13 protein-coding genes are annotated in these 13,409 nt (G+C 70.9%); 11 read left to right on the top strand and 2 right to left on the bottom strand.

Annotation, left to right across the window (positions count from 1 at the left end):
• The first annotated feature begins 64 nt into the window (after positions 1-64).
• The 7 genes from AA75_RS27575 to AA75_RS27550 all read left to right on the top strand — a co-directional run bounded on the left by AA75_RS27575 (position 65) and on the right by AA75_RS27550 (position 7,649).
• A complete protein-coding gene (locus AA75_RS27575) occupies positions 65-547 on the top strand; it encodes a hypothetical protein (RefSeq protein WP_033822967.1) in 483 nt (160 codons plus the stop codon).
• A gap of 159 nt (positions 548-706) precedes the next feature.
• Positions 707-1,009 carry a DUF397 domain-containing protein gene (locus AA75_RS27570; protein ID WP_149038412.1) on the top strand — a complete coding sequence of 101 codons (303 nt, stop codon included), beginning with the start codon at positions 707-709 and terminating at the stop codon, positions 1,007-1,009.
• Between the two features lie 282 nt (positions 1,010-1,291).
• Positions 1,292-2,527 (top strand): methyltransferase, FxLD system, encoded by a 1,236-nt coding sequence (fxlM, locus tag AA75_RS27565; RefSeq protein ID WP_051813497.1) that lies wholly within the window; start codon positions 1,292-1,294, stop codon positions 2,525-2,527.
• Between the two features lie 75 nt (positions 2,528-2,602).
• Positions 2,603-2,752 (top strand): hypothetical protein, encoded by a 150-nt coding sequence (locus tag AA75_RS51035; protein WP_199520428.1) that lies wholly within the window; start codon positions 2,603-2,605, stop codon positions 2,750-2,752.
• 89 nt (positions 2,753-2,841) lie between these two features.
• Positions 2,842-5,649: a lantibiotic dehydratase gene (locus AA75_RS27560; protein ID WP_082526871.1), complete on the top strand. Its 2,808-nt coding sequence runs from the start codon at positions 2,842-2,844 to the stop codon at positions 5,647-5,649.
• A complete protein-coding gene (locus AA75_RS27555) occupies positions 5,642-6,865 on the top strand; it encodes a lanthionine synthetase LanC family protein (RefSeq protein WP_082526870.1) in 1,224 nt (407 codons plus the stop codon). Before AA75_RS27560 ends, AA75_RS27555 begins: the two co-directional genes overlap by 8 nt.
• Positions 6,866-6,911: 46 nt before the next feature.
• On the top strand, positions 6,912-7,649 hold the full coding sequence (locus AA75_RS27550; protein WP_033822965.1) for a protein phosphatase 2C domain-containing protein: 738 nt from the start codon (positions 6,912-6,914) through the stop codon (positions 7,647-7,649).
• A gap of 22 nt (positions 7,650-7,671) precedes the next feature.
• Here AA75_RS27550 and AA75_RS27545 read toward each other — a convergent pair whose 3' ends face one another.
• Complete coding sequence (locus AA75_RS27545) at positions 7,672-7,938, bottom strand: hypothetical protein (protein WP_082526868.1); 267 nt, start codon at positions 7,936-7,938, stop codon at positions 7,672-7,674.
• 92 nt (positions 7,939-8,030) lie between these two features.
• On the opposite strand from AA75_RS27545, the gene AA75_RS27540 reads away from it, so the two are divergent.
• The 3 genes from AA75_RS27540 to AA75_RS27530 all read left to right on the top strand — a co-directional run bounded on the left by AA75_RS27540 (position 8,031) and on the right by AA75_RS27530 (position 11,205).
• The gene (locus AA75_RS27540; RefSeq protein WP_033822964.1) at positions 8,031-8,690 is read left to right on the top strand and encodes a helix-turn-helix transcriptional regulator; all 660 of its coding nucleotides are present in this window, start codon (positions 8,031-8,033) and stop codon (positions 8,688-8,690) included.
• On the top strand, positions 8,687-10,321 hold the full coding sequence (locus AA75_RS27535; protein WP_051813491.1) for a site-specific integrase: 1,635 nt from the start codon (positions 8,687-8,689) through the stop codon (positions 10,319-10,321). Before AA75_RS27540 ends, AA75_RS27535 begins: the two co-directional genes overlap by 4 nt.
• Positions 10,322-10,431: 110 nt before the next feature.
• Positions 10,432-11,205 carry a GIY-YIG nuclease family protein gene (locus AA75_RS27530; protein WP_051813489.1) on the top strand — a complete coding sequence of 258 codons (774 nt, stop codon included), beginning with the start codon at positions 10,432-10,434 and terminating at the stop codon, positions 11,203-11,205.
• Between the two features lie 200 nt (positions 11,206-11,405).
• On the opposite strand, the gene AA75_RS27525 is transcribed toward AA75_RS27530, so the two are convergent.
• On the bottom strand, positions 11,406-12,011 hold the full coding sequence (locus AA75_RS27525) for a toll/interleukin-1 receptor domain-containing protein (protein WP_033822963.1): 606 nt from the start codon (positions 12,009-12,011) through the stop codon (positions 11,406-11,408).
• 139 nt (positions 12,012-12,150) lie between these two features.
• On the opposite strand from AA75_RS27525, the gene AA75_RS27520 reads away from it, so the two are divergent.
• Positions 12,151-13,218 carry a hypothetical protein gene (locus tag AA75_RS27520; protein ID WP_033822962.1) on the top strand — a complete coding sequence of 356 codons (1,068 nt, stop codon included), beginning with the start codon at positions 12,151-12,153 and terminating at the stop codon, positions 13,216-13,218.
• The last annotated feature ends 191 nt before the right edge of the window (positions 13,219-13,409 follow it).

The raw sequence follows: 13,409 nt of genomic DNA, 5'->3' as shown, positions 1-13,409 counted from the left end.
ACCCCTGACCCCGGCGGGTTCCCCAGATTGGGGAACCCGCCTGCCGCATGGAGGATCCGCCCCGATGAGGCTCGGCCACCCGCCCGGCTGCACCTGCCCGATCTACACCGACCCACCGCGCATAGCCCGCTTGAACCAAACGCGGGCCGAAGCGTTGAAGGAGTGGTCGAGGCGGGTGACTGGGCGAAGCCGTACGGCGGCGACGCACGCGGCCGACGCCGACCGCACCCGCTGCGGCTTCATCCTCCTCGACATCGACGTGGAAAGGCCGGGGTGCGCCACGGTCGACTGCAACCCCTGCCTGAACGAGGAGGCTGCGGAGACGGCGAAGATCGACGGGCGTCGCATCCGTACCAGCGGCACCGACAAGCTCTCGCCCGAGTCCCTGGCGGGCTGGGCCGAGGGCCAGCGGCAGGAAGCGTTCGAGGCCGCCATCGCCTCATGGGAACCGGTCGCCGCCGCCCGAGCCATGCGCCGCTTCGGGCTTACCACCAATGCCCACCTTGCCCTCCTCCGCGACCTGGTCGACCAACTGGACGCCGGCTGACGCAGGGGTGCCTCCGCGGGCACGAACGGTCAGATTCGCGCAGACCACGGCCAGCGTCGTCTGCGAGGATGCGGCGGGTGACGACGACTTCGCCGGCGGCCACGACGTTCTGCTCGAGGCGGCCAGTGGTCGGCCATCGTCGAGTTGAAGGAGAGCGAGATGTCGGAGAACACCCAGGCCGAGGGCACGCCGGTGGCGAAGCCCACGTACACGAAGGAGCAGCTGGCTGGCCTTACCTGGTACGGCGCACCCGGCGACACCGAGGGGCCGCAGGTGGCGTTCCCGGAGGACGGCACCGGCAGCGTGGTGATGCGCCACGGCGCGGACCACAACGCTCCAGTCCTCGTCTACACCGCCGCCGAGTGGGAGGCGTTCCAGGCCGGCGCCGCCGATGGCGAGTTCGATGAGGTTGAGCAGCAGGTTCCGGCCACCGGTCCCGCCGCCAGCGAGATTCAGCCGTAGCCACGATTCCGGTTGCGCACGGCGCCACAACCGCTCCGCCGCTGTACACGGCCACCCCGGCAGGTCGGCACGGTCCAGGTACCGGATCGGGTGAACGCGACCGAGCCCTGGACCTGCGCCCCGGCGAAGTCGGGGATTGGCCGGAAACCCTGGAGAACGGGGTTCTGACCTCTGATTACGGTGAGCACCCTCGCCGCTACTAATCGCCCTGGGAGCTAGCAACTGTGTTGACCGCGAGTGACGCTGCCCGCCAAGGGACCGCCGGTGCCTAAGCTCCCCGACATGAAGACCGTCAGTGACCGCGACGTCACAGAGCAGACCGTCGAGGCTGCCGCGCTGAACAACCACTTGGTCTCCCAGCTGGAGCAGTCCGGCAGGATCACCAGCCCCGAGATCGCAGCTGCGTTCCGGGCCACCCCACGCCATCTCTTCGTCCAGGACGTCGAGTTGGCCCAGGCGTACCGGGACGACTACCACCCGACCGACCGCGACGGCGACGGCCGGCTCCTCAGTTCGGTCAGCGCGCCGTGGCTGGTCGCGCAGATGCTGGAGTACCTGCGGCCCCAACCGGGCAACTCGGTGCTGGAGATCGGCTCCGGCGGCTACAACGCTGCTCTCCTCCACCAACTCGTCGGCGACGCTGGCGCGGTAACCAGCATCGATATCGACCCGGCGGTGACCTCGCGCGCCAGCCGCTGCCTGCAAACGGCCGGTCTGGAGGACGCGGTCCGCGTCCTCACCGGTGACGGTGCCCACGGCGTCCCCGATGCGGCTCCGTACGACCGGATCGAGGTGACGGTGCAGGCGGCAGCGATCGAGCAGACTTGGCTCGACCAGCTCGCCCCCGGCGGCGTCCTCGTCGTCCCCCTGCGCGTGCGCGGCCTCGGCCGCCTCGTCGCCCTCACCCCGGACGGCGAAGGGCACTGGAGCGGCGGCGGCTGGCTCCCCTGCGGCTTCGTGGCGATGCGGGGGGAAGCGGCGAGCTCCACCCAGATGCACGCGCTGACCCCGGGCGCCCGCGTACGCGTGGACGGCAGCCAGCAGCTCGACACCGAGGCCCTGACGAAGGCCCTCGACACCACCGGCACGCCGCGATGGTCCGGAGTCGAAGTGAGCACGAGCGAGGGCACCAGGCCCGTCGTCGACCTGTGGTGCGCCAGCGTCCTCGACGCGTACGGCACCCTGCTGACGGACCCCCAGACGTCCGCCCTGCGGGCTCTGCCCGGCGGCACCCCGCTCACCTGGAACGCCGACGCCACCACCGCGACTTACGTGACGATGCGCCCGGTCCCAGGCCACACCGACCGGTACGAGTACGGCGTCGTCCTCCACGGCGAGGACGCCAGCCTGGCCGACGCGCTGGTGGAGAGCCTGCGGGAGTGGAACCGGGACCACCGGGGACGCCCCGGCCCCGTCCTCCACGTCTACTCCGAGGGCACCGACCCCGCCGCCATGGCCCCCGGCCGGGCCCTGGAGCGGCCCGGAGCGCCGTTGGTCCTCACCTGGCCGAAGGACTGACGGCCCCCACGAACTCCCGGACCCGCGCGGTCCGGGTGCACCAACCCCACCCGGACGTTGGAAGGAGGATGCACCATGACCACCGAACTGCTCGACGCCTTCGCGCTCGACGCGGCGAACACCCCGCTCACCGGTGTGCGTGAGACCTACGCGGACACCGAGGGCGACACCACCGGTGACGGCTGCGGGGAATCGCCCCCGGCCGGCCCGACCAGCGGCTGCTGATCCCAGGCCAGCTGTAGCAGCACACGGGTGGGCGGCACCGGCGACTCCGGTGCCGCCCACCCCACCGTTTCGACCAGGGGGAACCATCCGTGCGTAGCCGTCTCGTGCCCGACCCGGTGGCACTCGCCCGCCTCCCGCTGCTGGCCGCCGACAGCACGAAGGCCGGCGGACTCATCGGGGAGGGCCTGTTCCTGGCCTCCCGCGACCTCGTCGACACACCCGGCGCCGAACTCGCCCACACCGCCTACCATCTGCGCGCCCGCACCCGCACCACCCCCAACGGCGTCTGGGCCGCTGCTACCACCGCCCGCCTGGCGTCCGGGGAACCGGTCCTGCTGCTGGGCGAGGAGCACCGGTGCGCAACGCTCCCCAGCCCGGCCTGGCTCACGGCCGTCGCCCACCTCGCCCTCGATCTGCCGGACGCCCTCGACCACCTCCGCCTGAGCGCCAACCCAACCGCGCTGCAGCGCGGCACCGTGCTGGAGGTCGAGCACCCGGGGCCGGACGGCACGGCGCAGTTGGGCACCGCCCGGGTGACCGAGGTGTCCAGCTGGCTGATGCGCGAGTGCGGCACGACCGGCGGCACCCCGGCCGGACGGGTCGTCGGCGCCGCACTTAAGCGCTGGCACGGCGCCGAAGACGCCCAGGTATGGGCCGCGATCACGGCGCTGGTCCGCACCGGCCTACTGCTGACCGACCTCCTGCCCCTCGACCTCGCCGCCGACCCCCTCGGCCACCTCGCGACCAAGCTCCCCCCGGCCGCCGGCCTTCGGACCGACCTCCTCGACCTGCGCGCGCTGCTCGCCGACGCGGATCGATACCGGCCCGGTGCCCCCGAGCGCCTGCCTCTGCTGCACGCCGCCCGACGCGCTGCCGACGCGATCCACCTCGCCGACCGCCCCCTGACCTGCGACACCATCGCCGAAGCCGATCTGCGCCTTCCCGCCACTGTGGGCCGGGACATGGCGCGGGCCGTCGACACCCTCTGGCGCATCGGCCACCGCACCGCGCCGCTGCGAGCGTGGACCGCCCGGTTCCGGGAGGCGTACGGGCCTTACCGCCTGGTCCCCCTGCTGGAGGCCGTCGACCCTGCCACCGGCATCGGCCCGCCTGGGCCGGAGGACGCGATCGGTGCCCGCACCGACCTGGACGACCATCGCACCCATCTCCTCCTCGCGCTGCTCACCACAGCGGGCGCGCGCGGCGAGCAGGAGGTGGAGCTGACCGAGGAGATGGTGGAAGCGCTGGCCCATCACGGCGACGGACGGCCGCCCCGCACGGCAGAGGTCCACGTCCGTGTGCGGGAAGTCGACGGGGGCCGCCTCGCCCTGGCCATCGGCACTCACGCGGCGCAGGACGCCGGGTCGGCCGCCGGTCGCCTCGCCCGCTACCTGCCCGACCTGGTCACCGAGCAGCAGGCCGGCGCTGATCCGGTGCTGGCCGAGATCGTCTGCCGCCCGCTCGCCGCTAGCACCGGGGCGTTGGCTGTGGAGAGCGGGCGCACGGCGTACCGCATCCCCGTGGGCCTGCCTCTCACCGACTCCCGAGATCTCGACCCCCGAACCCTGCTCGTCGCCACCACCCGGGCCGGGCACCTCGCCCTCTACTCCCCCCAACTCGACCGTCTGATACGTCCGGTGCTGCTCAATCGGATCACCCGCGCCCTGCTTCCCCCAGCCGCCCAGCTACTCCACCTCCTGGGGCACGCGGACGAGAGGCCCTGGCACCCCTGGTCCTGGGGCCCCGCCGGCCTCGCCCCCTACACCCCGCGCGTCACCTACCGCTCCACCGTCCTCGCCCCACAGCGCTGGCTCCTCCCCCAGGGCCTGCGCGCGGTGGTCGACCACCGCGACCGCTGGCACGCCCGTCTGGACGACTGGCTGGCCCGCCCCACCATGCCGGTGCCGCACCAGGTGGTGATCGAGGAGAGCGACCGGCACCTGCCCATCGACCTGCGCTGCCCGGATCACCGCGAGCTGCTGCGCCGCAGTGTCCGCCGCGGCTGCCGCACCGTCAGCGAGGTGCTGCCCGGCCTGCCGCCGGTGACCGGCCTGGACGGCCGCCACCACCTCGAACTCGTCCTCCCCCTGCGCCAGCAGCACCAGGCCGAGCAGCCGGTGCCCCTCGATCCGCGCGCCGCCGCCCGGCCCCGGACCGCCGATACCATCCTCCCCGGCGGCACCTGGCTCTCCCTCGCCCTTCCCGCCCCGGTCCGGCACCAGGACGCGATCCTCACCCAGCTCCCGGCGTACCCGGGCACGCTGTCCTACTGGCTCCGCTACTCCACAGCTGCCCTCGGCCCCCACCTTCGCCTGCGCTACCACGGCGCCCCCGAGCTGCTGGCCGAGGTTCAGCAGGACCTCGCCGACCTCGCGACCGCGCTGGCCGAGCAGCACCTCACCTCCGGCCAGCTCACCGCCGCGCCGTACCAGCGGGAGACTCCGCGCTACGGCGGCCCGGACGCGATCGGCGCGGCCGAGAAGGTGTTCGCGGCCGACTCCACCCTCGTCCGCGCCGCCCTCTTCGGCCTGGACGACGACCAGCGCCTCATCCTCGCCGCCCACACCGCCGCCGCCGTCGCCCGCACCCTCAACGCCCCCGTCGCCGCCCGCCCTCGGCCGCTTCCGGCCGACCTACGCCGCCGCCGCGAGGCGCTGCGAGCCGGGTGCCGGACGGCCACCGTCCCGGCCGACCTCACCGACCAGTGGAACACCCTGCTGGAAGCCCTGGCCGCCTACCGGCCACACCTCGCCGACGACGTCGCGCCGCTGTGCGCCTCCGACGTGATCCACATGCACTGCAACCGCCTCCTCGGCACCGACCGCGACCGCGAACAGCTCGCCCGCTCCCTCGCCACCGACCTCATCCGCACCAGCAACCTCATCCGCCATGCCTGACCCCCTCGTGCTGGTCGAGGAGACCGTGGCCGCCGTCCTCGACCCCGAGCACGCAACCGCCGGCCTGACCCCGGGCGCGCTCGCCACCCTCGCGGACGGCCTGCCCGGCACCGCGCTGCTTCTCGCCGTCCTGGCCGATGGCGACACCGCGATGATCGACGCCGCAGACCAGCACTGGAACGCCGCCGCCCGCGCCGTCTCGGGCTCCCGCCCGGACGGCATCTACTCCGGCCCCGGCGCCCTGGCCGCCTCGCTCATCCACGGCAGCGCCTACCTCCCCGACCACCGACGCCAGCACGAAGCCCTCGGCCGCGCCGCCGCCTGGCTCGCCGCCCGCGCCCAGGGACTGGCCGAGCACCAAACCACGCGGCTGCTCGCGGGCTGCATCGGAACGGTGTGGGGCGTCTACGACACCATCAAAGGACTGGCCGGGATCGGCCGCGTGCTCCTGGCGGCCGTACAGCTCGGCATCGCGGAGGCCGACCCGGGCCTGACCGCTGCCCTCACCGCCCTCACCACCCTGATCACCACCGCCGGCGACGCGGGCCGCCCCGGCTGGTGGGTCCGGGCAGAAGAACACGTGCTCGCCGTCCCCGGCACCCTGCCGCCCTCCGGCACCGCGAACACCGGGGCCGCGCACGGCATCGCCGGCCCCCTCTCCCTGCTCGCCCTCGCGCACCAGGCCGGCATCTCCGTCCCCGACCAGGAGCAGGCCATCGCCACCGCGGCTCACTGGCTCCTCAACTGGGCCGCACCCGGCCCCTCCTGGCCGCCGTACGTCAGCGGCGACGACCTCGCGCAGCTCCCGGACGCCGAGCGGCTGGCCGCCGCTCCGGGCCGCCGCGACGCGTGGTGCTACGGCACTCCCGGCATCGCCACTGCCCTGCACCACACCGGCCGGGCGCTCGCCGACCCTGTCCTCCTCGCCCTGGCTCGCAGCGCCCTCGACGCCCTGGCCCGCCGTCCGCCCGCCACCTGGGACACCACCGGCCCGGGGCTCTGCCACGGCAGCGCCGGAGTCCTCGAGGTGGCCGTGCGCTTGGACCACCGGCCCCTCGCCGACGCAGCCGCCCGGCACACCGCCAACACCTTCCACAAGGCCGGTTCGGACATCGGCTTCCTCACCGGCCGCGCCGGAGCAGCCCTCGCCCTGGCCACCCACCACCGACCACTCGCCCAGCAAGTCCAGTGGGACGGCCTGCTCATGCTGGCGTGACCCGAGGTCCCCAAGTCGGGGACTCGAACAATAGGAGCTGCTGACCGTGGAGATCACCTGCGCGACCGCGCCGACGCCCGGAACCGGCGATGGCGACGACTACGCGCTGACCGGGAACACCTGGGCCCTCGTCCTCGACGGCGCCACCGCCAACGGTCTGCCCACCGGGTGCAGCCACACCGTCGCCTGGTACGTCCGTCAGCTTGCCGGACACCTCGGCACCCTGCTGGCTACCACCACCGCGCCGCTGCCCAAGGTGCTGCGCGCGGCCGTAACTGACCTCGCCGCTTCCCACGGCCAGACCTGCGACATGGCCTGTCCGGACAGCCCGTCGTCCACGGTCGCCGCCGCCCGGATCACCGACGACCTGGTGGAACTGATGGTCCTCTGCGACTCCCCGATCCTCGTCCTCACCCACCCGGGCGACGTCCTGGTGGTCACCGACACCCGCACCCACCACCTCCCCGGCTACACCCCCGCTGACCTCAGCAAGTTGAGGAACAGCGACGGCGGGTTCTGGGTCGCCTCCACCCGGCCGGAGGCGGCGGACCGGGCCGTCACCCGGACGCTCTCCAGGGCCGAGGTCGCGGCGGTCGCGGTGCTCACGGACGGCGCCTCGCGCCTGGCCGACCACTACGGCTGGACCTGGGAGCAGCTGATGCACGCGCTGCTGGAGAAGGGCCCGGCAGAGGTGATCCGGCTGACCCGCGAGCAGGAGGCGATCCGGTCGCCGGAGCGGGGGAAGGTGCACGACGACGCCAGCGCCATCGTCCTTCGTCTCTAACCCCCGCAAAGGCGTCCGCCGCCTAGGCGCAGAGACCGTGGCCCTCTCCGGCTGCCGACAGGGCGTCGGCTCGGCGTTCCATGCCGAGCAGTTTCAGAAGCTCAGACGTCACCACCCGGTAGGCACTGCCCAGCCGCAGAACCGTGACCGGGTACTCCCCCGACTTCGCCAGCCCGTAACCGGTGGAGCGGCCGATCCCGAGCGCTCGGTTTGCCGTGTCGAGGTCGATAGCCACCGGGAGGGCGAGCAATTCGTCGGCGGTCATGCCACCAGAGGAAGGTGCAGCCATGACGCTCTCCTAGTCGAGATTCGTGCGGGTGTGACGCGAAACGTTGTATCACGGAGTTGCGGCAGCACTTTTTTCGATCGTAAAGTGCAGGCATGACCTCAGACTCTTGGCCAGCGGCGTTCACCGCCCAGGTCGTGCACTCCATGCGTGAGGCACGCAAGGCGGCCGGCCTCACCATGGCGGCCGTCGCGGAGGGCTGCGCCGACCGCGGCCTGCCGGAAATCACCGACCAGACGATCAAGAACCTGGAATCTGGCCGCCGCACGAGCATCACGCTCACAGACTTCCTGGTCCTGGCGGACGTGCTCGGCGCGCCGCCAATCACCCTGCTGTTCCCCCTGGGGACGGCGGAGGCGGTCGAGCTGCTGCCCGGCCGGGAGGTACCCACCTGGGACGCGCTCGCCGGTTTCACCGGGGAGACACCAACCGCCGACCCGGCGCCGCCGGGTAGCGCCCGCGATGTGCTGGACACCTTTAGGGCGCACGCCGACCTCGTCGCCGCTGCCAGAGCATCCGCCGCACTGGCGACGGACCGACGCCGGACGGCCAGTACGACACCGGCCCCGGATCGCAAGGCCGCCCTTCTGGAGCTGGCCGCTGGTTATGAGGAGTACGCGGACGCCGACCGCAAGGAGCTGGCCTCCTTCCGGAAGCGGATGCGTGAGCGGGGTCTCGTCCCGCCCGCACTCCCTGGCGACCTGGCGGTCGTCGACCAGGCCGAGGACGAAGCACGCGTAGAGGACAGAGAGTGAAGAACGGCACGATCTCCCGCCGGTGCCGGTGCATCGACCCCGGCACCAGCAAGGAGTACGGGGCCGCCTGCCCCAAGCTCAAGTCGTCCCGCCGCCACGGCGTCTGGACGGTCTTCCAGGAACTGGAGCCCGACCAGGAAGGCCGCCGACGCCGCTTCCGCCGGGGTGGCTTCGAGAGCTCCACCAAGGCACAGGAAGAGCTCGACAAGGTCCGCGCCCTCCTCGCGATACCCGAGGAGGACGACGCTTGGGCCAAGCTCCAGCTGAGCGACCTGCTGGAGAACTGCCTCAAGGAGAAGGCGCCGGTCCCGGACTACGACGAGGTCCGCCGCCGGATCGCCACGGGCCAGCCTCTCAACACCAAGATCACCGTAGCGGAGTGGCTCGACACCTGGCTCGACGGTCGCAAGCGGCTCAGCCGTGGCGGCTGGAAGCGCTACGACTGCGACGTCCGCAACCACCTCAAGCCCCACCTCGGCCACGTCCGACTCGACAAGCTCCGCGTCCACCACGTCAGCAAGATGTTCGACGACATCAACGAGCGGAACATCGAGGTCCAGGAGCAGAACGAGCAGCGCCGCACGGTCAAGGCCGAGCTGGACGCCACCCCGTGGAAGGGCGCGGAGAACCGGGCCCGGCGCAAGTGGCTCAAGGCCCAGCTCGACCAGATGCCTCCCTTCCGCAAGATCACCGGTCTCAACACGCAGCCCCACATCCGGGACACCCTGCGCGCGGCGATCAACGTGGCCATCGCTCAGCAGGAGATGCCGCCGTTCAACCCGGCAGCGCACGTCGAGTTGCTGCCCGGCACCAAGCCGAAGGCCCTCGTCTGGACTGCCGAGCGGATCGCCCGGTGGAAGGAGACAGGCGAGAAGCCGAGCCCCGTCATGGTCTGGACGCCGGACCAGACCGCCGACTTCCTCGACTTCATCGCCGAGCACCGTTTCTACCTCTACTTCCGCACCATCGCCTTCCGAGGCACCCGGCGAGGCGAGACCTGCGGCCTCCGCTGGGAGGACCGCAACAAAGCGGCGAAGGCCATCGCCGTCGCGACCCAGCTCATCCAGGACGGGTGGGACGTCTACGAGGGCGCCCCGAAGACCAGCTCCGGCGTCCGTTGGCTCGCGCTCGACGACGAGACCGACCAACTCCTCGACCTCCAGTGGGAGCGCCAGCAGCAGGAGAAGCTGGAGTGGGGTGACGCCTGGCAGGACACCGGTCGCGTCTTCACCAACGAGGACGGCTCGCTCATCCACCCGGGCAAGATGTCCGACCTGTTCGAGCGCCTCGTCGAAGCTGCCGGCCTGCCCCCGATCCGCCTGCACGACCTTCGCCACGTCGCCGCGACGCTCATGCTCGCAGCTGGTGTCGACATCAAGGTCGTCTCCGAGACGCTCGGCCACTCGGACACCCGGATCACCCGCGACACCTACCAGACCGTCCTCGACGACCTGGCGAAGGACGCCGCCGAGAAGGTCGTCGCGCTCGTCCCCCACGACCGCCGCCCGCTCTCGGTGGTCACCGACGACGGCCAGCTGAAGCCCCGCCGCCTACCCCGGCTGGCACCTCCCCGGAAGCCTGTCGAGGTCGAGGAGGCCGCCGAAACTAACGAGGCCGAACGCTCGGCCTAAACGTTCAGCAGCCCAGCCCCGGTCAGCACGTCCTGATCGGGGCTTCGCTCTGCTCGCGGGTCCAGGGTGGATCAGATCCGGCTGTCGGTGCCCAGGGCCATCATGGCGAGATGGCCACCCGGAAGAAGTTCTTCGACTCCGCCGATCTGGCAGCCCGCGGCTGGCACGAGCATGCAGTGCGGGAGTTCCTCGGCCATCCGGTCAAGAACTGGCCCCGCCGTGGGCACCTCTACCTCGCGGTCCACGTCGAGATGATCGAGCAGGGGACCAACGCCCTCCAGCGCGCCGCCACGTGGCACCAGCGGGATGAGGAGTACAGGACGCGCAGGGAAGCACGTGAGGCAAGAGCAGCAGCCCTCAACGCCCGCAGGACGGCGCTCTACCGCCTCTTCGACGCCGCCGGCGTCCTCCTGTACGTCGGCATTGCCTCACACCTCCCCCGGAGGTTCGAGAAGCACGCGAAGGACAAGCCATGGTGGACCGACGTCGCAAGGAAGGAGATCGAGTGGTTCGACGGCCGATCGGCGGCCGAGAGTGCTGAGGAGTTCGCAATCGTCGCCGAACGTCCCCTCCACAACAAAAAGATGGCCCGCGAGGAGGATCGGGTTCGGTACCTGCACCGGTGGTTGGAGCAGTGTCTTCTGGATGGCCACGAGCATCCGTTCGACGTCGAGACCGATGACGAGTTCGACAAGCTCTGGGAGGCATGGTGCGCGCTTACCGATGAGATCGACGATCACGTGCTGCGGGGGCGCGAACGCCTCGGGGACGGACTGTGCCGCCGCTGCCAGGAGGCACATCCTTGCGCTGTGGTGCGTGAGGTCGCCGCCCGGTTCTCGGAGCACCCGCAGTACGCACCGCTGTGGGAGCCCAGCAGCGCATAACGACTTCCCCTTGATCGGCCGCCATATCTCCGACCTGTCGTGGTCTCCGCCGAACCCGCCCTGCTGCCGCTGCCATCCCAGACTCACCACCCGGTGCAAGTTGGAAAACGCCGTCGCCGCTACCTACAGCAGGCAGCGCCGCCGGGGCACAAGGTCTGGAGGGGGCAGCCTTCGACCCCGTGCGGCCACGGCAACCCGTTCTACTCCTCCGTGCCGTCCATCCAGTCACAGTGAACACAGCGGGCGCCAGAGTAGATCAGGATCGTGTGCTCCATGAGGTGCTCAAGTTCGACCGGCTCAAGCTCGGAGCTCGGCGCTCCGCACTGAGGGCAGCCCACGAGAGCCCCGACGCCCCTGAACCACCGAGGCTCCATTCCGGAAGCCGCGAAGAACTCCTGCGCTCGTCGGTTGTACTCCGCGGGCGACTTGATTCCGGCGACTTCCCGAGCCGCTCGATCGAAATCGCGGTCTGTGAGGGAGACGTACATGATGGGCCGAAGCACTGGCGGCAGCGGCGTGGCGTCCAGAACGATCGGGATGATCCGAACCGAGTCGTCGCTCAACCGCCTCGTGAAAGCGGTCTGCCACTCGGTGTCCACCCACCGGGAGTCGGCCGCGTTGCTGGACCAGAAGACCAGCGCGGTGTCAGCCAGCCCGAGGGCCTCGTTGACCTTGCCGGGGATCGAGTCGCCCGGCGCGATGTTCCACGAGTCGAGCCAGACCTCCACGCCGAGCATCCGCAGACGGCTCGCCAGCGGACTAACAAGCGGCTTGTCCCGGTGGTTATGCGAGAGGAAGGCGTGCATGCCTTCAGAGTGCGGCGCGGCGCCCTTTTCGTCAAGCTGACGATTTTCGGGCCAATGTCCTGCGCCTGGCAGCTGCCGCACCGTCAGTGCGGCCAAAAATCGCCGCACCTTCCCGCCTGGGGCCGGACAATGGCCAAGCATGAGCACCGATTCGCGCCCGAGGCGCTTCGGCCCCGAGTTCGTGACCGCCCAACGAAGCCGGTACGGCGGCCGTCCTCCCGAACAGCGGGAGTTGACCTACGACATTGCCGTGGAGGAGCAGTACTCATCATGGCGATCTTGGCTGGACGACCAGCTCGACCTGCTCCCGGCCAAGGAAGCCGACGCGTTCGCGAGGAAGCTCTGGTTCGACCAGTACTTCTGGGGTGACAACATCGAACTGGCCACCGGGGCGGTGCTTCGGGGCACTGGCTTGCCGGTGGCCTACGAGCACCCTTGGGGAAAGGGAAATCTGACACCGGACTGGACCGTGTTGGATGCGGCCGGCAACCCGCTGGCTCTGGTCGAAGTTGTGACGGACAGCCCGTCGAAGGAGACGTACGGCCAGATGCGGGCCTGGCACTCGCTGGTGGAGCGGATCAAGAAGATCCCGCTGCCCGTGGTTCTCGCCCTGGCCCCGAAGCCGGACGGCCCGTACACCCCGCCCGATGCCCGCACCGCGAAGCGGATCGCCCAGGACCTGCACCGCTATCTGATGTCTCCCCTTCAGCTCGCGGTCTTTCCCACGCAGGGCTACACCTTCCTCCTCCAGGGCGACCCCCGCACTCGCGCAGCCATGCGGGCACCGGGAATGAGCGCGATCTTCATCCCGCCGAGCAGCCTCGCCGGTCAGGTGACGGCCGAGCCGTTGGCCCAACGGATCGGTGAGAAGGTCAGCAAGTATCGCGACCTCGCCCGGGAACTCCGCGTCCCGCTGATCGTCGCGACCGGCGCCCACCGCTTCACGGGAGTGGGCCTCGAACAGCTCGACCATCTCCTCGCCGGACAGCCGGTGCTGACCATCCAGTTCGGCTACGGCGACACTCATGCCGGCCAACCAGTAAACGTCGATCTGGGCGCGCCCGCGCGGTGGTCCATGCCGCCGGATCTTGCCGGGGTCCTGTGGATCAACACGACGAGCCTCGGCGGACCGCCCTACCCTGCGCATTGGCGACCCAACGACAGCGCTCTCCGTCCTGCGCCTGCTGCACTCTCCGGCGGATGGTGACGTCAGTAGGTCCATGACCAAGGGCGAAGCACTTTGGAGCTTTCCCACAGGCCGCCCGGCACGGCAATGGATCCGGCCCGGATCCGGCGCGGATCCTCTCGTCCACCGCGCTGCACGCTCGCTGCACGAATGTCCACCGAATGTCCACCGGGAGTGATCATGAAGCGTTTTCCGCTCACGCACACCCATCG

This window comes from Kitasatospora sp. MBT63 (assembly GCF_000710465.2).
In the GTDB taxonomy this organism is placed as follows: Bacteria; Actinomycetota; Actinomycetes; order Streptomycetales; family Streptomycetaceae; genus Kitasatospora.
This window is presented reverse-complemented; position numbering and strand designations above follow the sequence as displayed.

Excerpts from the sequence above, each read along its gene's own strand:
- AA75_RS27555 (WP_082526870.1), top strand. The coding sequence starts at position 5,642 with ATGCCTGACCCCCTCGTGCTGGTCGAGGAGACCGTGGCCGCCGTCCTC.
- AA75_RS27530 (WP_051813489.1), top strand. The coding sequence starts at position 10,432 with ATGGCCACCCGGAAGAAGTTCTTCGACTCCGCCGATCTGGCAGCCCGC.
- AA75_RS27525 (WP_033822963.1), bottom strand. The coding sequence starts at position 12,011 with ATGCACGCCTTCCTCTCGCATAACCACCGGGACAAGCCGCTTGTTAGT.
- AA75_RS27520 (WP_033822962.1), top strand. The coding sequence starts at position 12,151 with ATGAGCACCGATTCGCGCCCGAGGCGCTTCGGCCCCGAGTTCGTGACC.
- AA75_RS51035 (WP_199520428.1), top strand. The coding sequence starts at position 2,603 with ATGACCACCGAACTGCTCGACGCCTTCGCGCTCGACGCGGCGAACACC.
- fxlM (WP_051813497.1), top strand. The coding sequence starts at position 1,292 with ATGAAGACCGTCAGTGACCGCGACGTCACAGAGCAGACCGTCGAGGCT.
- AA75_RS27540 (WP_033822964.1), top strand. The coding sequence starts at position 8,031 with ATGACCTCAGACTCTTGGCCAGCGGCGTTCACCGCCCAGGTCGTGCAC.
- AA75_RS27545 (WP_082526868.1), bottom strand. The coding sequence starts at position 7,938 with ATGGCTGCACCTTCCTCTGGTGGCATGACCGCCGACGAATTGCTCGCC.
- AA75_RS27570 (WP_149038412.1), top strand. The coding sequence starts at position 707 with ATGTCGGAGAACACCCAGGCCGAGGGCACGCCGGTGGCGAAGCCCACG.
- AA75_RS27575 (WP_033822967.1), top strand. The coding sequence starts at position 65 with ATGAGGCTCGGCCACCCGCCCGGCTGCACCTGCCCGATCTACACCGAC.